This window comes from Xanthomonas pisi DSM 18956, assembly GCF_001010415.1.
GTDB lineage: Bacteria > Pseudomonadota > Gammaproteobacteria > Xanthomonadales > Xanthomonadaceae > Xanthomonas > Xanthomonas pisi.
Genome location: NZ_JPLE01000041.1, coordinates 67577 through 85783 on the forward strand (window position 1 = coordinate 67577; position 18207 = coordinate 85783).

Sequence of the window (18207 nt, forward strand, 5' to 3'; positions counted from 1 at the left end):
GATGACCGTTCTGCGTTTCGACAACGTCAGCAAGCACTACGCCGGGGGCCACCAGGCGCTGACCGATGTCAGCTTCGAAGTGGCCGATGGCGAGATGCTGTTCGTGACCGGCCATTCCGGCGCCGGCAAAAGTACGTTGCTCAAATTGATCCATCTCAGCGAACGCCCCAGCCAGGGCGCTGTGGTGCTGGGCGAGCGCAACCTGCTCAAGGTGCGTGGCCGGCAGATTCCGCTGCATCGTCGCCAGGTGGGTGCGGTCTATCAGGACCATCGCTTGCTCAACGACCGCAGCATCGCCGAGAACGTGGCGTTGCCGTTGATCCTGCGCGGCACCCGTCGCGCCGAGATCGGCAAGCGCGTGCGCTCGGCGCTGGAGCGGATCGGCCTGGCCCACCGCGAAAAAGCCCTGCCGTCACAGCTGTCGGCGGGCGAGCAGCAACGCGTCGGCATTGCGCGCGCCATCGTCGGCGAGCCGCGTCTGCTGGTGGCTGATGAGCCCACCGGCAATCTCGACCCGGCACTGGCCGCCGAAATCATGCAGTTGTTTGCCGAGCTGCCCGCGCGCGGTACCAGCGTGCTGGTGGTCAGCCACGACCTCGCCTTGCTCAAGCAGATGCGCAAGCGTGTGCTGATCCTGGATCACGGCCGCCTGGTCGACGACATCTCGCCGCAGGATCTGGCCGAATGAGCAAGCTCGCCAATACCGAAGCCGTGGCGCCGTCGCGCGTTGGCGTGTGGGTCGACCACCACCTGCACAGCATCGCCTTCAGCCTGGGCCGCGCGATGCGCAAGCCGTGGGCAACGCTGCTGACCATCGTGGTGATGGCGCTGGCGCTGGCGCTGCCACTGGGGCTGTCGATCGCGCTGGACAACGTCAAGCTGCTGGCCGGCAGCGTGCAGCAGTCGCGCGAAATCAATCTGTTCCTCAAGGTCGATGTCGCCGCCGACGCCGCGCAGGCGCTCGCCGGCCAGTTGCGTGCGCGCCCCGACGTGGCACAGGTAACCCTGCGCACGCCCGAGCAGGGGCTGGCTGCGCTGCGCGAAAGCGCAAAACTCGATGAAGCCGCCGATGCCCTGGGCGAGAACCCGCTGCCGACCCTGTTGATCGTCACCCCCACCGATGCGGCCGACGACGCGCAACTGGCCGGCGCATTGCAGGCCCTGCCGCAGAGCGACCAGGTGCAGCACGATGCGTTATGGCGCAAGCGCCTGGATGGCTGGCTGCAATTCGGCGAACGCCTGGTGCAGGTGCTTTCGGCGCTGCTCGGCATCGGTGCGGTGCTGGTGGTCGGCAACACGGTGCGGCTGGATATCCAGTCGCGGCGGGAAGAGATCGGCGTGCTGCAATTGCTCGGCGCCAGCGACGGCTTCATCCGTCGCCCGTTCCTGTATCTGGGTGCGTGGTACGGGCTGGGCGCCGGCGCCATGGCGCTCGCCCTGATCGCCGCCTCGGGCTTGGCATTGCGCGCGCCCTTGGCCACATTGGCCGATAGCTACGGCAGTTCCTTTACCCTGCACGGGCTGGATCTGCTGCATTCTGCAATGGTGCTGGTCGGCACCCTGGTGCTGGGTTGGCTGGGCGCCTGGCTGGTGACCGGCCATTTCCTCCGTCAGACCCGTCCCACCGAGACCTGAGGCCTGCCATGCATCCACCAGATCTCAAACACCTGATCAGCGACGCACCGCGCGTGATGGTCGTCGATGGTTCGAAGCTGGTACGCAAGCTCATTGCCGACGTGCTCAAGCGCGACCTGCCCAATGTGCAGGTGATCGGCTGCGCCAGCATCGCCGAAGCGCGCGAAGCGCTGGAGGCCGGCGCGGTGGATCTTGTGACCACTTCGCTGTCCCTGCCCGATGGCGATGGCCTGACCCTGGCGCGCAGCGTGCGCGAAGCGGCCGGCCAGGCCTATGTGCCGGTGATCGTGGTGTCTGGCGACGCGCAGCAGCATCTGGTCGAGCGCCGTTTCACCGAGTACGTCACCGATTATTTCGACAAGGCACTGGGCCACGAAGCCCTGGCGACCTTCATCCGCGGCTATGTGCAGCCCGAGCCGGTGGTGGGCGCGACCGTGCTCTACATCGAAGACAGCCGCGTGGTGGCCGAGGCGACCAAGCGCATGCTCGAGCGCCAGAGCCTGAAGGTGGTGCACGTGCTCACCGCCGAAGATGCCTTTGCGCTGCTCACCGCCGAATCGCTGGGCCGCACCGAGCGTCGCATCGACGTGGTGCTGACCGACGTCACCTTGAAAGGCGAGCTCAACGGCCGCGACGTGGTCGAGCGCATCCGCATCGATTTCGCCTACGGCAAGCGCCGCCTGCCGGTGCTGGTGATGACCGGCGACACCAATCCGCGCAACCAGTCCGAACTGCTGCGCGCCGGCGCCAACGACCTGGTGCAAAAACCCATCGAAGAGCGCCTGCTGGTGACCAAGGTGCTGTTTCAGTTGCGTCTGGCACGCCTGGAAGATCAGGCCATCACCCTATGACCGAAGTGGAAGGGCGTATCCAGCTGGAACCGTCGTGGAAGGCAAAGGTGGGCGAGTGGTTGCTGCGCCAGGAGATGCAGGAGCTGTCTGCCTTCCTGCGCCAGCGCAAGGCGGCCGGCGCACGGGTGTTCCCGCCCGGTCCGCAGATCTTCGCCGCGTTCGACGCCACGCCGTTCGAGCAGGTCAAGGTGGTGATCCTGGGCCAGGACCCGTACCACGGCGAAGGTCAGGCGCACGGGCTGTGCTTTTCGGTCCTGCCGGGCGTGCCGGTGCCGCCATCGCTGCTCAACATCTACAAAGAGATCCAGGACGATCTGGGCATCCCGCGCCCTGACCATGGCTACCTGATGCCGTGGGCGCGCCAGGGCGTGCTGCTGCTCAATGCGGTGCTGACGGTGGAGCAGGGGCGTGCCGGCGCGCACCAGAACAAGGGTTGGGAAGGCTTTACCGACCACGTGGTCGAGACGCTCAACCGCGAGCGCGAGGGCCTGGTGTTCCTGCTCTGGGGCAGCTACGCGCAGTCCAAGGGCAAGGTCATCGACCAGGCCCGCCATCGCGTGTTCAAGGCGCCGCATCCTTCACCGTTGTCGGCGCATCGCGGCTTTCTGGGCTGCAAGCACTTCTCCAAGACCAACGAGCATCTGCAACGCCGCGGTCTCCAGCCGGTCGATTGGTCGTTGCCGCCGCGCAACGCATTGGACACAACGTCGGCCGCCGGCTGAACAAGCGCGGGGACAGGCGCAGTTCGCCGCAGGTTTGTCACGGTCTGAGCGGGGGCGCGGTGCTAACGTAGCGGCTGAATTCGGGGAGCTGTACGGTGGAACGCCGACAAGGCTGGAAGCCCGAACGTCCTATAAATGGAACGCTGGGAACTTTTTCTGTACCCGGCAGTCCAATAGTTCGACTGCTAAGATGGTGCCTATGAACCAGACTACCTCGACTGCCCTTGTGGCAAACAATCTCCCGATTCCCAGTGCGCTCGGTTCGCTGGACGCCTACATCGGTGCCGTGCACCAGATCCCGGTGCTGTCGGTCGATGAGGAACAGGATCTGGCCCGCCGCTTCCGCGACGAGCTGGACCTGGACGCAGCGCGCGAATTGGTCCATTCCCACCTGCGCTTCGTGGTGCATGTGGCCCGCGGCTACAACGGCTACGGCCTGCCGCTGGGCGACCTGATCCAGGAAGGCAATATCGGCCTGATGAAGGCGGTCAAGCGCTTCGACCCGGAAATGGGTGTGCGCCTGGTCAGCTTCGCAGTGCACTGGATCCGTGCCGAAATGCACGAGTTCATCCTGAAGAACTGGCGCATCGTCAAGGTCGCCACGACCAAGGCGCAGCGCAAGCTGTTCTTCAACCTGCGCAAGTCCAAGACCCGTCTGGGCTGGCTCAATGCGTCCGAGGTGACCGCGGTCGCCAAGGACCTGAACGTCTCCGAGCGTGAAGTGATGGAGATGGAGTCGCGTCTGTCCGGTCGCGATATCGGCTTCGACGCGTCGTCGGACGAAGACGACGATCATGGTCCGCCGTCGCCGGTCAGCTACCTGGTGGCCAACGAGGAAGATCCGTCGCAGGCCTACGAGCGGCACGACAGCGAAGACAACCAGCTGCAGCTGCTGCGCGAAGGGATGGCCGGTCTGGATGCGCGCTCGCGCGACATCGTCAAACGGCGTTGGCTGGATTCGGAGTCCAAGGTGACGCTGCAGGAGCTGGCCGACGAATACGGCGTGTCGGCCGAGCGTATCCGCCAGATCGAGGCGAACGCGCTGAAGAAGATGAAGGCACTGTTCGTCGCCTGATCGGTTGCACTAAGCGTGACACGTTGCAAAAACGGCCCGGTTCTCCGGGCCGTTTGCGTTGCAGGTGTGCAGGTTTCAGGTCCTTCAAGACGCTGACCAACTGTCCGGAGCATGCGGCCGGCATCGTCGCCTTGGCCGACGACGGCTATTCGGGCAGACGCGCCACCGGCAGATGCCAGCCGTAGCGGATCGCCATGAAACGCAGGCCGAAACACACACCGGCGCCGGTTGCCAGCGACCAGGCTTGCGGCAGGCCGAGCACATGGCCGATGGCCACCAGGCCGCCGCCGGCAAGCGCGGCCACCGCATACAGCTCGGCCTGCAACACCACCGGCGTGCGTGCGACCAGCAGGTCGCGCGCGATGCCGCCGCCGATGCCGCTGAGCATGCCCAGCAAGGTGGCGCTCAGCGGGCTGAGGTTGTAGTCCAGCGCCTTGCTGGTGCCGTAGACCGCGAACAATGCCAGGCCTGCCGCGTCGAAGATCTGCACCGGGTTGCGCAGGCGTTCCACCGCGGAGTGCCAGTAGAAACCGGCGACGCCGGCCAGGCAGGCGGTGAGCAGATACTGTGGGTGGACCAGTGCTGCCGGCGGGGTGGCCCCGATTAACACATCGCGCACGATGCCGCCGGAGACCGCGGCCGCGCACGACAGCACCAGCACGCCAAACAGGTCCAGGCGGTTGCGTACCGCCACGGTCGCGCCGCTCAGGGCGAACACGAAGGTGCCGAGCAGATCCAGCAGGAACAGGACAGTTGCCACGCATAGACCGTCGAATCGGGCCGCACAGCATCGCGCACGGCCGGTGGCGCTGTCATCCGTCCTTGCTGGTTGGCGGCGGGTCGTCGGTTGCGCCGCCGAAGATGATGCGTGCGGCGCGCTGGTAGCTCCAGTACGCCATCGCCCAGTTCACCAGCACCACGAAGCGGTTGCGGAAGCCGATCAGGAAGTAGACGTGCGCGGCCAGCCAGAACCACCATGCCACGATACCGGACAGCTTGAGCTTGCCCACGTGCACGATGGCGGCCATGCGGCCGATGGTCGCCAGGTTGCCGAAGTCCTGATAGCGGAACGCGGCCGCAGCCTGACCGCGCTGACGTGCGCGGATCGCCTTGGCGATGTGCTTGCCCATCTGCTTGGCCGCCGGCGCCACGCCAGGCACCGGGCGACCGTCCTGCTGCACCGACGCCAGATCGCCGCCGACGAAGATCTCCGGGTGGCCGGGCACGCTCAGGTCCGGCTCCACCAGCACGCGGCCGGCGCGATCCAGCGGCACGCCCAGCGTGCGCGCCAGCGGTGAGGCCGCCACGCCTGCGGCCCATACCACGGTGCGCGCCGGCACGAAGGTGTCGCCAAGCTGGTAGCCCAGTGCGTCGATATGCGTCACCGGCGTGCCGGTGTGCACTTCCACGCCCAGCCGCTCCAGCTGCTTGCGCGCCTTGTCGGTGAGATCGTCCGGGAACGACGGCAGCACGCGCGGGCCGGCTTCGACCAGGCGCACGCGCGCCTGGCGCGGGTCGATATGACGGAATTCGTTCTTGAGCGTGTGGCGGGCGATCTCGGCCAGGGTGCCGGCGAGCTCGACCCCGGTGGGGCCGCCGCCGACCACCGCAAAGCTCAGCCAGGCCGCGCGCGCAGCCGGGTCGGATTCGGCCTCGGCGCGCTCGAAGGCCAGCAGCAGCTTGCGGCGCAGGACCAGCGCGTCGTAGAGGGTTTTCAGGCCGGGCGCATGTTCGGCCCACTGGTCGTTGCCGAAGTAGGCATGGGTGGCGCCGGTGGCCAGCAGCAGCATGTCGTAGCCGAGCGTCTTGCCATCGGCGAGCAGCACTTGACGACGGGTTGGAACGATTTCGGCCACATCGCCAAGCAGCACTTCGACATTGCGCTGCTCGCGCAGGATGTGGCGCAGCGGTGCGGCGATATCCGGTGCCGATAGCCCGGCGGTGGCTACCTGGTACAGCAACGGCTGGAACAGGTGATGGTTCTGCCGGTCGATCAGGGTGATGCGGATGCCGGGGTCGTCGAGCGCGCGGGTCGCCCACAAGCCGGCGAAACCGCCGCCGACCACGACCAGGTGCAAGGGAGCGGGGGAGGGAGATGGGGGCATCGTAGGGTCCGATGGGAGGCAACGCGGGCTCGACAGAATGCCAAATCCCCAATGAACATGACGCGTCGACGGCGCATGGCTGCGGCATCATGTCGCATTCAATCCTGACGGCCATCGCATGTCCTCATTGCCACCTCCCTTGCCGCCGTTGTCGTCCCCCGCCATGCCCGGTGCAGCGCCGGCTGCGCCTGCGGCCAAGAAAAAGCTCAGCGGTGTGGCGATCGGGCTGATCGGCGTGCTGGCCTGCGCAACGCTGTTCGGGCTGGTGGTGCTCGCAGCGAGCATGTGGCTGATCAGCACCGGTTGGTCGCTGTTCGCCGATCAGGCGCGCACTGCGCTGCAAGCGGATGCGGTGGTGCAGGAACATATCGGCCAGATCCGCACGATGCGGGTCGATCTGTATCGCACCGGCCTGGCGCAGGGAGACGAGGAGTTTGTGTTCAATGTGGAAGGCGATCGCGGCGCCGGTCGCGTGCAAGCCACCTGGGTCAGTGCCGGCTCCGAGCAGGAGATTCTGAGCGACGGAGAACTCATCCTGCGCGATGGCCGGCACTTCACGCTGCCGGCTGCGGATGCGGACGCTGGCGACTTCGAGAGCGAGACTGAACTAGAAACAGAAACAGAAACCGACGCAGCCACGTCGTTGGAGGAACGCGCATGACCGACAATCCCGACAAACGCATTGCCTTGCTGATCGATGCCGACAATGCGCCGGCTGGCAAGATCGACGTGGTGCTGGCAGAAGTGGCACGCTACGGCGTGGCCAACGTGCGCCGCGCCTACGGCAACTGGAAGAGCCCGCACCTGAAAGGCTGGGAAGCGGCGTTGCACGATTATGCGATTCGGCCGATCCAGCAATTCGCCTACAGCTCCGGCAAGAACGCCTCGGACATGGCGATGGTGATCGATGCGATGGACCTGTTGTATGCGCGCAACCTGGATGGCTTTGCGATCGTCTCCAGCGATGCGGATTTCACTCCGCTGGTGATGCGCCTGCTCACCGATGGCATGAAGGTCTATGGTTTTGGCGAGAAGAAAACCCCGGCGCCGTTCGTCAATGCGTGCTCCAAATTCACCTACGTGGAAGCGCTGGGCGAGCAGGCCGCGGCAGCCCGCGACACCGCCGCCGGGCGCAAGGATGCCACCGCGTTGCGCAGCGATACGCGCCTGGTGCAGATGCTGCGCAACGCCATCGTCAGCGCATGCGAGGACGACGGCTGGGCGTTGCTGAGCGCGGTAGGCAAGCAGGTGGCCAACCAGGCCTCGTTCGATCCGCGCAATTACGGCTATCGAAAACTCAGCGATCTGGTGCGCGCAATCGGCCTGTTCGAGCTCAAGCTCGACGAACAGGCGCTGTGGGTGCGCGACACGCCCAAGGGCAGCGGCAACCGTGCGAAAACCACGGCGCCTGCGGTTGCCCCGGAACCGCAAGCCAGCCCCAAGCGCGCAGCCCGCGCAACAGCCAAGCCTGCGCCAGGAAAATGACCATGACCCAGGATGCGATGGCACCCGCACAGCCGACGATCACCGTGTGGGGGCGTCGCAATTCCAGCAATGTGCGCAAGGTGCTGTGGTGCGCAGAAGAAGCCGGCGTGGCGTATACGTCGATCGAAGTGGGCGGTGCCTTCGGCGGCAACGACACGCCCGCCTATCGCGCGCTGAACCCCAACGGTGTGGTGCCGACGTTGCAGGATGGTGCGTTGGTGGTGTGGGAATCCAATGCGATCGTGCGTTATCTCGCCGCGCAGTACGCGCCGGCGTTGTATCCATCGTCGCCGGCCGAGCGCGCATTGGGCGACCGCTGGATGGACTGGACCACCTCGACCTTTGCCAGGGTGTTTCGCGATCTGTTCTGGGGCGTGCTGCGCACCCCCGAGGCCGAGCGCGATCCTGCACGCATCGCCGCGGCACTGGCGCAATCGGGCGAGCTGCTGGCACGCGCCGATGCGGCGTTGGCGCAGCAGCCGTATCTGTCCGGCGAGCGCTTCGCGATGGGGGATATTCCGCTGGGCAGCTTCATCTACGCCTGGTTCGAAATGCCGATCGTGCGGCCCGAGCTGCCGCATCTGCAGGCGTGGTATCAGCGTCTGCGCACGCGGCCTGCCTACCAGCGTGGCGTGATGACCGCGCTGACCTGAGTGTCGCGTTTCCGCTCAGGCCAGCGTGGTTCATGGCAGCCACCGCACGCGCTGTCGACCCGTCGCGTTGCTGCAAGGACATGGGCCTTTTACCTCACGCAGCCAAGTAGCCCGCGGTGTTGTAGGAGCGCACCCGGGCGCGAGGGCATTCCCGGTAACGCCACATCGCGCCCAGGTGCGCTCCTACGCAAGCTGGGTACACGGTGGGTCTGGCTGCAGCTCCGTGTGCGATACGCCCTGCACTAATACAGATCGATCGGGTCCACATCCAGCGACCAGCGCACGCGACGCGCCTGCGGTAGCGCATAGACAGACGGCAGCTGCGCATCGAGCAGACGATGCAGCGCCGAGCGCTGCTGCGCAGACAGCAACAACTGGGTGCGCTGGAAACCGGCGCGGCGCGGCATCGGTGCGGGCATCGGGCCGTAGCACTCCACGTCCGCAAACGCGGGCGATTGCGCGCTGGTGTCTGCGGTGGCCAGGCCGCGCACCGCCATCAGGAACTGGTTGGCCGCCGCGACATCCTTGGCTTCGGCGCGGAACAGCGCCAGATGCGCAAACGGGGGAAATCCTGCCGCTTCGCGCTGCTGCAGTTCGGCATCGGCAAAGGCGTGGTAGCCGCCGTTGACCAGGGTCTGCAGCAGGGGATGTTCGGGGTGGTGGGTCTGCAGCCAGACCTCGCCGGGCCGATCGGCGCGCCCGGCGCGTCCTGCCACCTGGATCAGCTGCTGGGAAAGTTTTTCGGCGGCGCGGAAGTCGGCAGAGAACAGGCCTTCATCGATGCCGACCACCACCACCATGGTCAGCCGCGGCAGGTCGTGGCCCTTGGCCAGGATCTGGGTGCCGACCAGGATGCCGGCCTCGGTTCCCAGCCGGGTCAGCTGGGTTTCCAGGGCGTCGCGGCGTTGGGTGGTGCTGCGGTCGATGCGCACCACCGGGAAGTCGGGAAACGCCTCGGTCAGTCGTTCTTCCAGCCGCTCGGTGCCGATGCCCTGCGGCTGCAAGGCCAGGCTGGCGCAGGCCGGGCAGGCCAGCGGCGCCTGCTGGCGCGCGCCGCAGTGGTGGCACTGCAGGCGCCGGCCGCCGGCGTGCACGGTCATCGGGGTCTGGTGCAGCGGCGTGCTGCAACGCTGGCAGGCGGCCGTCCAGCCGCAGTCGTGGCACAGCAGCACCGGGGCATAGCCGCGGCGGTTCTTGAACACCAGCACCTGCTCGCCGCGCGCCAGGGTGGCGCCGATGCCGGCCAGCACCTCGGGCGACAGGCCGTCCTTGAGCGGGCGCTTGCGCACGTCCAGCACGCGCACCCGCGGCGGGCGCGCCTCGCCGGCGCGCTGCGACAGCCGCAGGTGCTGATAGCGGCCGGAGTAGGCGTTGTGCAGGCTTTCCAGCGACGGCGTGGCGCTGCCCAGGATCACCGGCACATCCAGCGCCTTGCCGCGCACCAGGGCGAAATCGCGGGCGTGGTAGCGGATGCCGTCCTGTTGCTTGTAGCTGCCGTCGTGTTCCTCGTCGATCACGATCAGCCCGGCGTTGGGCAGCGGGGTGAACACCGCCGAGCGCGTGCCTACGATCAGCTTGGCCTCGCCACGCCAGGCGGCCGCCCAGACGCGGGCGCGCTCGCCATCGGACAGGCCCGAATGCAGCGCATGCACCGGCACCCCCAGGCGTGCGCGGAAGCGGCCGAGCGTCTGCGGAGTGAGGCCGATTTCCGGCACCAGCACCAGTGCCTGCTTGCCGGCGGCCAGGCAGTCGGCGATCGCCTGCAGGTAGACCTCGGTCTTGCCGCTGCCGGTGACGCCGTCCAGCAGGTAGGTGGCAAAGCCGGTGTGCGCGCGGATCGCGGCGGCCGCAGCGCGTTGTTCTTCGTTGAGTGCCGGGCCGGTGCCGGGGCGCGGCGCGATGGCATCGGCCGGCACCGCCACGCGCTCGGCGTGGCCGCGCTTGGCCAGGCTGCGTGCGGCGTCGCGCCACTGCGGCAGCAGCGGGTCCAGCTGTTCCTCGCCCACCGCACCGGTCAGCAACAGGGCCGCCAGCAAGGCGGGCCGGCTGCCTGCGCGCAGGCCGGCAGCGCCGGTGCGCCCGGCCTCGGTCAGTTGCCAGGCCCAGGCGTGGGTGTCGGCCAGCGGTTCGCCGCGGCGCAGCGGCCCGGGCAGCGCGCTGGCCTGGGCCTCGCCCAGAGGGGCATGGGTATAACGGGCCAGCCAGTGCAGCGAGCGCGCCAGTTCATCCACCAGCAGCGGCGTCTCGTCGCACCAGGCCAGTGCCGGGCGTAGTCCATCGGCCGACGGCTGCTGGCCCAGCTCCACCACCACCCCGACCAGCTCACGCGAGCCGAACGGCACCCGCACGCGGCAGCCGACCCGCGCCGGCTCGGTCAGCGGGGCGTCGGCAGGGGGCAGATAGTCGAACAGTTGGGGCAGCGGCACCGGCAAGGCGACGCGCAAGGTTGGGACGGTGGCAGGCATCCGCCCAGTCTACCGACACTGTCCAGTGACCCCGACCTGCGCAATTTCGGTGGTGAAGGCGGTGTGATCAGTTGCGGGGCCTTTCTGTGACCCAAGTGATAAATACGACGTAAACCTATGTGAGGCCTGAGGAAACGGGTTTATCCACACTGCCTGTGGATAAGCCTGTGAATTAGTCGCGTGCTCCACGCGGTGAAGGCGGATTCACTTGCCTTGGCAACCTCTTGGACATTTTTTCGCCATCCATTGAAAATCAATTTAGATCAATCACTTAGGCGTGAAACACGATTGCAACAAAGAAAAAACAACAGTTGACAGACGCTGGCGTATCGGTATGTCTGCCGCTGTGCACAACGTCCGTCGGCAGCGCTCGTGACCGAAGCGCGGGTCGTGCGATCTGTCAAGCGGTCGGCGCGGCGGACCTGCGTCGGTATCATGCCGGCCGATGCTGGAGTTCACATGACCGTAGTCCCCGACGCCCCCGTCACCCCCGCCGCGTTGTCAGCCTTCCTGCGGGGTGTGGAACGCCGGGGCCTGGTGTTGGCGCAGTTGCAATGCGGCGATGTGGCGGCCGCCGAGCGGGCCTTGGCCGCTGCGCTGCGCGCCTTCAGCAGCCAGGCTGCGGGACGGCCGATGGCCGGCTGGCCAATGCGCTTCTGGAGCCTGCTGGCAGCCGCGCCGCCACTGCGCCGCGAGCCGATGCCCGGCACCTGGCTGCCGCCGTTCACCGTGTTGGGGCGGATGCAGACCCCCGACCGGCTGGCGCTGCTGCTGCGGATCGTGGCCGGGCTGGAAGAAGAGGTCGCCAGCGAAGTGCAGGGCATCGCGGTGGCGGACTATCGGCAGTCGCTTGCGCGTGCCTGTCCGCGCGATGCCGTCGGCCATCCCGATGCACAGGCCTGGCGGGTACTGGCCGAAGCGGCGCAAACGGAGCTGCGCGATCTCACCCCGTCCCAGCTGACCCGGCTTGGCCAGTTACGTGACGCGTCGCTGGCCGGCGTTGCGCTGCAGCCTGCGATCCCGGCACAAGTGCCGCCCGCGCCACGCCGTGCCCCCCCGGTACGCGCCCGCCCCAAGCGGCAGTGGCACTGGCCACAGCTGGATCGCCGCCACGCCGGCATTGCCCTGGCGGTGCTCGCGCTGGCCTTGCTGTTGACGGTCCTGGCCTGGTGGTGGACGCACCGACGGCCCACCTTGCCGCCCGAGCCGGTCTCGCAAGCGCCGGCCGGCGTCCTGCACGTCACCGATGCGGCGCCAGTGCTGGTGGAAGAACTGCCGGCATCCGACCTGCAGAAGGCTCCGGCAGCCCCGGCCATGGATCCGCGCGACCAGGCGATGCTGGCTGACCCGGATCTGGAACTGGCGCGCGCAGCGGACTTTTACGCATGGTACGCCGCCGGCCACCCGGTGCCGGCGGACGAGTCCGGCGCGCATGCCACTGCGGCCGAGCTGCCCTCCGCCCCCCTGGAGACGGTCGATGACGACAATTAAGTGGTTTGGCCTGCTGATGCTCGCCCTTACCGGTATCGCCGGCGCGCAGGCCTTGCCGGCGGCGCTGGACGAAAGCGATCGTAACGAACCCGTCAGTGCTGTTGCCGCGTCGGCAGCGCCGAGCGCTGCACAGCAACGCGCGCGCTGGGCGGCGCTGACGCCGGTACAGCAGGCCGACCTGCGCGCTCGCTATGCCGCGTGGAAGGACCTGACCGCCACCGACCGCGTGGTGTTGCGGCAGGCGCGCGAACGGCTGCACAGCCTGCCCGACGACCAGCAACGCGCCTTGCGCACCCAGTTCACCGCAATGGATCGCCTGCACCGCGATGGCTGGCGCCTGGGGTCGCAAGTGGGCGCGTTCTACCCGCAGCTGCAGCCGCTGATCGGCTATGTGCCGGTCGACCAGCGCGAGCGCCTGCTCGCCGTGTTGCGCAGCCTGGATGCCGGCCAGCTGGAGCAGCTGGCGGTGCTCGCTCAACGCACCCCGCCGCAGGACCGCGATGGATTGCGCGACGCCTTGCTGGCCGAAGCCCCGGCCACCCGCAGCGCCTGGCTGAAGCGGCAACTGGCACGCTGATCGCCGCCGCAGGTCAGCCTGGCAGGTGGCCTGCGATGTGCAGCGTGCGATCGGCGCCGCCATCCGTCGCGCATCGCGCGCTGCTGCGCGCGCGCGACTGCAGCGCCGCAGTCGCAGGGTGCAGCGTCAAAGACGCGCCAGACTCGCCACCATCAGGAAGGCGGCAGCAAACGTGACCACTACGAAATACACGCTGCCCAGGCCAAGATACTTCAGCACCGTGACCGACCACGACTGGCGGTAGACGTGGCGCTGCATCCCCAGCAGATACAGCGGCATCCACAGTGCCAACCCGAACTGGAGCAGGCCCAGGCTCCAGGCGATCGGGGGAGCCAGCTGCACCACCGATTCTCTGAGCAACGACAGCAGCAGCATCGCCAGCAGGTTCAGGCAGAGAAATGCGTGGCTGTAGAGCGCCACCACCAGATGCTCCAGATACACCCACCCGCTGCGCAGGTAGAACACGCGCAACAGCAGCGCAAACAACGGCACCAGCACCAGCAAGGTGGACGGCACCGCTGCGAAGAACGCGTTGTAGAGCAGTTGCGGATTGCTGCGCAGGCGCGGCAGGTTGCTGCGGATATGCGTGAGCTGCAGGTTGAGCCAGCGGTTGGCCCACTGCGGCAACGGCGTGACCGTCAGCGGGTTGCTCACCGGGTCCCAGGGTTTGCCCTCCAGCGAGAAGAACGTGCCGTTGTCGGGGGCATCGACCGCCGGTGCGGCGCTTTCCAGCCGCGCGCCCTGGTGCAGTTGCGCCAGCCGCTTGCGCGCCTCGCTCTCGGTGCGGGCGATGCCGGTATCCACACCGTCGCGCGCGATGCCGGCCGGCACCACCTTGCGGGTCTGGGTGAGCGTGCCGACGATCTGCGCTCGCACCGCTTCCACCTGCGCCGGCGTGCGCGCATGCGCAAAGTCCTTCGGCACCGCGCTCTGCGTCGCGCCGGGCGCGGCGACATCGGCGTCCTCGTCAGAGGCATGCACCGCGATGCGTGCGATGAAGAAGGTCAACAGGCTCACCACCAGCAACAGCCGCATCGGCGCGACATAGCGCACACGCTGCCCGCCCAGAAATCGCAGCGCCGCGCGGCCCGGCACCAGCAGGTCGCGCAAGGTGCGGAAGATCCGCCCGTCCAGGTGCCAGAACGATTCGAAGACCTCTTCCACCGCATGCGCGACGCTGCGTACCGGGCTATGCGCGCTCTGCCCGCAGGCGTGGCAAAACGCGCCTTGCAATGCGGTGGAGCAGTTTTCACAGTCCGATGGATGCAATGCGGTCGGGTGCAGGGACATGAGCCAGGTCCGGTTGGCGGCGATGGAGGGGCCGCGTGCCCGATGCGATCACCCGAAGGCACGCGCCTGGCACACGGTACAGCGTCTTCATGCAGTTGCCTGGAAACATCGGCAGCCGCTTTTCGTTGCCGCGCGCAGCAGCGAGCGCGGCGGGAGCTGCCCAAGCGCGCGTCAGGCCGCAGTCGGAAAGTACGCGTAAGATAGCGGCCCCACGCGACCCGGTGCCAGCGCCTCCCGGCACGGCCGTAGTCCGCGCAGCAATCGGTGTGTCATGTCTGTTTCTCCCGCCTCGACGTCTGCGACGCCAGGCTTTGCATCGGAAGTGCGCACCACCGGCCTGCTGGCCTTGCCGCTGGTGCTCGGTCACGTCTCTACCGGTTTGATCGGGTTTGTCGACAACGTCATCGCCGGCCACCATGGCACTGCGACGTTGGCGGCAGTGACCATCGGCACCTCGCTGCTGTGGCTGCCGATGCTGGTGCCGATCGGTACGTTGATTTCCTTGACCGCGTCGGTGTCGCAATTGCGCGGCGCCGCGCGCGAGCATGAAATCGGCCCGCTGTTTCGCCAGGCGTTGTGGCTGTCGTTGGGGCTGAGCGCGTTGATGTTCGCGTTCCTGAGCCTGGTGCCGCCGCTGCTACCCACCTTCGGGATTGCGCCGGACATCGTGCCCGGTGCCACCGACTTTCTGCATGCGGTGCGCTGGGGCGTACCGGCGCTGACGCTCTACTTCTGCATGCGCTACCTCAGCGAAGGCATGCACTGGACGCTGCCGACCATGCTGCTGGGATTTGGCGGCTTGCTGGTGCTGGCGCCGCTGGGCTATGCGTTGACCTACGGCAAGTTCGGGTTTGCCGAGCATGGCGCCGAAGGCCTGGGCATGGCCTCGGCCATCACCATGTGGGTGCAAGCCAGCGTGTTCGCGCTGTACCTGTGGCGCGCGCGGCGTTTTGCGCACCTGGAGTTGTTCACCCATTTGGAAGGGCCGCGCTGGCGCGCCATCGGCGATCTGCTGCGCACCGGCCTGCCGATCGGCATCACCGTGCTGATGGAAGGTGGCCTGTTCATCGTCACTGCGCTGCTGATCGGCCGGCTCGGCTCGACCGAAGCTGCGGCGCACCAGATCGCCATCAACGTGGGACAGCTGTGTTTCATGGTGCCGATGGGCGTGGCCGAGGCCACCACCGTGCGCGTCGGCCATGCGGCGGGGCGTGGCGATCCGCTGGCCGTGCGGCGTGCGGCCTGGGCCGGTTACGCCATCGTGCTGGGCACCCAGGCGCTGTCGGCCGGCACGCTGCTGCTTGGCCACGACGCCATCGTCGGTGTGTATACCAACGATGCGGCAGTCGCCGCGCTGGCGTCGGGGTTGCTGCTGTTTGCCGCCACGTTCCAGTTTCCCGATGGCATCCAGGTGCTCTCGGCCGGTGCGTTGCGGGGGCTCAAGGACACCCGCGTGCCGATGTTCCTGGCGATGTTTTCGTACTGGGGCGTCGGCATGCCGATCGGCGCCGGACTCGGCCTGGGGCTGGGCTGGGGACCGCGCGGCATGTGGATCGGCCTGATTCTGGGTCTGACCACCGCTTCGATCCTGATGGGCCTGCGCTTCCGGCACACCAGCCGGCGGCTGACTGCCAACGCGACCCCCTGACTTTCAGCGCATGCCGCGCGCCCGGCGCAGCCGGTATGCTGGACACCATTGATTCGTACGTTTCGTACGCAGCGTCTTTTCGACGGAGTTTTCCATGAACCACCCCGTGCGTCGCAGTCCCATCGCCAGTTTCTTCGTCGGCCTGTGGGACGTGATGAATTTCACCCGGCGCCTGATCTTCAACCTGGTGTTTTTCGGTTTCCTGTTCCTGTTGCTGCTGCTGGTCGTGGTGGCGATGGCGCGCGGCGACGGCACCAAGCCGCTGGCCGAGCGCACCACGCTGGTCATCAACCCCGAAGGCACGCTGGTCGAGCAGTTCAGCGCCGATCCGGTGAGCCGTTCGCTGGCCAAGGCGGTGGGCGACAAGAGCGCCGAAGAGGTGCAGTTGCGTGACCTGGTGCAGGTGATCGAGGCGGCCGGCAAGGACCGCAAGATCGAGCGGGTGCTGTTGAATCTGGACAAGCTGCAGCCGTCCGGCTTCGCCTCGCAGCGCGAAGTGGCTGCCGCGCTGCAAAAGCTGCGCGCTTCCGGCAAGCAGATCGTGGCCTTCAGCGAGAGCATGAGTCAGGGCCAATACCTGCTCGCTGCGCAGGCCAACGAGGTGTATCTGGACCCGATGGGCAGCGTGCTGCTGGAAGGCCTTGGCCGTTATCGCCAGTACTTCCGCGAAGGCCTGCAGGACAAACTCGGCGTGGACGTGCACCTGTTCCGCGTGGGCGAGTACAAGTCCGCGGCCGAGCCCTACATCCTGGACGCGGCCTCGGCCGATGCCAAGGAAGCGGATCTGTTCTGGATGAACGACGTGTGGCAGCGCTACCTGGCCGATGTCGGCACCGCGCGCAAGCTCACCCCGGCGCAGCTGACGGCCGGCATCGACACGTTGCCCGAAGGCGTGGTGGCAGCAGGCGGCGATCTGGCCAAGTTCGCGCTGCAGCAGAAGCTGGTCGACGGGCTCAAGACCCGTGAAGACGTCGATGCGCTGCTGACCAAGCGCGGCGTGGCCGACAGCGATGCCGACAGCGGTTTCCGCAATATCGGCTTCAACGATTACCTGAGCCAGTTGCAGGCGCAGCGCTCGCCGATGGACAGCCGTCCGCAGGTGGCCGTGGTGGTGGCGGCCGGCGAGATCAGTGGTGGCGAACAGCCGGCCGGCCGTGTCGGTGGCGAGTCCACTGCCGCGTTGCTGCGTCAGGCGCGCGACGATGACAAGGTCAAGGCGGTGGTGCTGCGCGTGGATTCGCCTGGCGGCGAAGTGTTCGCCTCCGAGCAGATCCGCCGCGAAGTGGTCGCGCTCAAGCAGGCCGGCAAGCCGGTGGTGGTGTCGATGGGCGATCTGGCCGCCTCGGGCGGTTACTGGATCAGCATGAACGCCGATCGCATCTATGCCGACCCGTCGACCATCAGCGGCTCGATCGGCATCTTCGGCATGGTGCCCAATCTGACCCGTGCGTTGGACAAGATCGGCGTGCACACCGACGGCGTGGGCACCACGCGCTTTGCCGGTGCGTTCGACATCACCCGTCCGCTGGACCCGTCCGCCGGCCAGGTCATCCAGGCGGTGATCAACAAGGGCTATGCCGACTTCACCGGCAAGGTCGCGCAGGCGCGTCACCAGTCGGTGGAGGCCATCGACAAGGTCGCCCGCGGCCGCGTGTGGAGCGGTGCGCAGGCCAGGCAGCATGGCCTGGTGGATGCATTCGGCGGAATGCAGGAAGCGGTGGCCGACGCGGCCGATCGCGCCAAGTTGAACAAGGGCAAGTTCCGCGTGCGCTACGTGGAAAAGCCGGCCACCCCGTTCTCGCAGTTCATGAGCGGATTTGCCGGCAGCCGCATGGGTGCATGGATGCTGAGCGACTCGGGCATGGCGCGCGCCATGCTGGCGCGCTCGCTGCCGGAAGTGGACACGCAGCTGCGCTTTGTCGAAAGCGCGGTGCACGACAGCAAGGCCGGCGGCACGCCGGTCAAGGCCTTGGCCTACTGCTTCTGCGGGTTCTGAGGCGGCAAACCAGGCCCTCGACTACAGCGACGACGCCGGCCTTGTGCCGGCGTTGTCGTCTGTGCCGCATGACGCTGCGGGCGTGCCGCTTGCGGACGGCCCCGCTGCGGAGTTGAATTGTTGAACGCGCTTCCCCCGCCTCGCACTTACAGCAGCTGACACGACGGCCGTGCTCACCGCCGTGCGGGCGCGGCCTGTGCTCGGTGCGGCAGGT

16 protein-coding genes are annotated in these 18207 nt (G+C 67.4%); 12 read left to right on the forward strand and 4 right to left on the reverse strand.

The window, feature by feature from the left end; all coding sequences use genetic code 11:
- Position 1 precedes the first annotated feature (1 nt).
- From ftsE to rpoH, 5 genes are all read left to right on the forward strand, one after another.
- Complete coding sequence (gene ftsE, locus Y887_RS10555; protein ID WP_046964288.1) at positions 2-688, forward strand: cell division ATP-binding protein FtsE; 687 nt, start codon at positions 2-4, stop codon at positions 686-688.
- Positions 685-1635, forward strand: coding sequence for a permease-like cell division protein FtsX (gene ftsX / locus Y887_RS10560; protein ID WP_046964289.1), 951 nt, complete (start codon positions 685-687; stop codon positions 1633-1635). The genes ftsE and ftsX overlap by 4 nt, the downstream gene beginning before the upstream one ends.
- A gap of 8 nt (positions 1636-1643) precedes the next feature.
- Entirely contained in the window at positions 1644-2486 is an 843-nt protein-coding gene (locus tag Y887_RS10565) for a response regulator (RefSeq protein ID WP_046964290.1), read from the forward strand.
- On the forward strand, positions 2483-3208 hold the full coding sequence (ung, locus tag Y887_RS10570) for a uracil-DNA glycosylase (RefSeq protein ID WP_046964291.1): 726 nt from the start codon (positions 2483-2485) through the stop codon (positions 3206-3208). Before Y887_RS10565 ends, ung begins: the two co-directional genes overlap by 4 nt.
- Before the next feature lie 199 nt (positions 3209-3407).
- Positions 3408-4283 carry an RNA polymerase sigma factor RpoH gene (rpoH, locus tag Y887_RS10575; protein ID WP_046964292.1) on the forward strand — a complete coding sequence of 292 codons (876 nt, stop codon included), beginning with the start codon at positions 3408-3410 and terminating at the stop codon, positions 4281-4283.
- A gap of 145 nt (positions 4284-4428) precedes the next feature.
- On the opposite strand, the gene Y887_RS10580 is transcribed toward rpoH, so the two are convergent.
- Together Y887_RS10580 and Y887_RS10585 are read right to left on the reverse strand one after the other, a co-directional pair.
- Positions 4429-5043, reverse strand: a complete 615-nt coding sequence (locus Y887_RS10580; RefSeq protein WP_046964293.1) for a trimeric intracellular cation channel family protein — start codon at positions 5041-5043, stop codon at positions 4429-4431.
- A gap of 52 nt (positions 5044-5095) precedes the next feature.
- A complete protein-coding gene (locus tag Y887_RS10585; protein WP_046964294.1) occupies positions 5096-6388 on the reverse strand; it encodes an NAD(P)/FAD-dependent oxidoreductase in 1293 nt (430 codons plus the stop codon).
- A 118-nt stretch (positions 6389-6506) separates the two neighbouring features.
- Between Y887_RS10585 and Y887_RS10590 the strand changes: the two genes are divergently transcribed.
- Genes Y887_RS10590 through Y887_RS10600 form a run of 3 tightly spaced genes read left to right on the forward strand, consistent with a single transcriptional unit; the run spans position 6507 to position 8526 of the window.
- A complete protein-coding gene (locus Y887_RS10590) occupies positions 6507-7049 on the forward strand; it encodes a hypothetical protein (RefSeq protein ID WP_046964295.1) in 543 nt (180 codons plus the stop codon).
- Positions 7046-7873, forward strand: a complete 828-nt coding sequence (locus tag Y887_RS10595) for an NYN domain-containing protein (protein ID WP_046964296.1) — start codon at positions 7046-7048, stop codon at positions 7871-7873. Before Y887_RS10590 ends, Y887_RS10595 begins: the two co-directional genes overlap by 4 nt.
- A 2-nt stretch (positions 7874-7875) precedes the next feature.
- Complete coding sequence (locus tag Y887_RS10600) at positions 7876-8526, forward strand: glutathione S-transferase family protein (RefSeq protein ID WP_046964332.1); 651 nt, start codon at positions 7876-7878, stop codon at positions 8524-8526.
- 242 nt (positions 8527-8768) lie between these two features.
- Here Y887_RS10600 and Y887_RS10605 read toward each other — a convergent pair whose 3' ends face one another.
- On the reverse strand, positions 8769-10991 hold the full coding sequence (locus Y887_RS10605; protein ID WP_046964297.1) for a primosomal protein N': 2223 nt from the start codon (positions 10989-10991) through the stop codon (positions 8769-8771).
- A gap of 459 nt (positions 10992-11450) precedes the next feature.
- Here Y887_RS10605 and Y887_RS10610 point away from each other — a divergent pair, with 459 nt between their 5' ends.
- Positions 11451-12482 carry a hypothetical protein gene (locus Y887_RS10610; protein ID WP_046964298.1) on the forward strand — a complete coding sequence of 344 codons (1032 nt, stop codon included), beginning with the start codon at positions 11451-11453 and terminating at the stop codon, positions 12480-12482.
- Complete coding sequence (locus tag Y887_RS10615; protein WP_046964299.1) at positions 12469-13059, forward strand: DUF3106 domain-containing protein; 591 nt, start codon at positions 12469-12471, stop codon at positions 13057-13059. The genes Y887_RS10610 and Y887_RS10615 overlap by 14 nt, the downstream gene beginning before the upstream one ends.
- 126 nt (positions 13060-13185) lie before the next feature.
- Here Y887_RS10615 and Y887_RS10620 read toward each other — a convergent pair whose 3' ends face one another.
- Positions 13186-14373, reverse strand: coding sequence for a DUF3667 domain-containing protein (locus Y887_RS10620; protein WP_046964300.1), 1188 nt, complete (start codon positions 14371-14373; stop codon positions 13186-13188).
- 247 nt (positions 14374-14620) lie between these two features.
- Here Y887_RS10620 and Y887_RS10625 point away from each other — a divergent pair, with 247 nt between their 5' ends.
- Positions 14621-15997: an MATE family efflux transporter gene (locus Y887_RS10625; protein ID WP_046964301.1), complete on the forward strand. Its 1377-nt coding sequence runs from the start codon at positions 14621-14623 to the stop codon at positions 15995-15997.
- A 94-nt stretch (positions 15998-16091) separates the two neighbouring features.
- Complete coding sequence (gene sppA, locus Y887_RS10630; protein ID WP_046964302.1) at positions 16092-17993, forward strand: signal peptide peptidase SppA; 1902 nt, start codon at positions 16092-16094, stop codon at positions 17991-17993.
- The last annotated feature ends 214 nt before the right edge of the window (positions 17994-18207 follow it).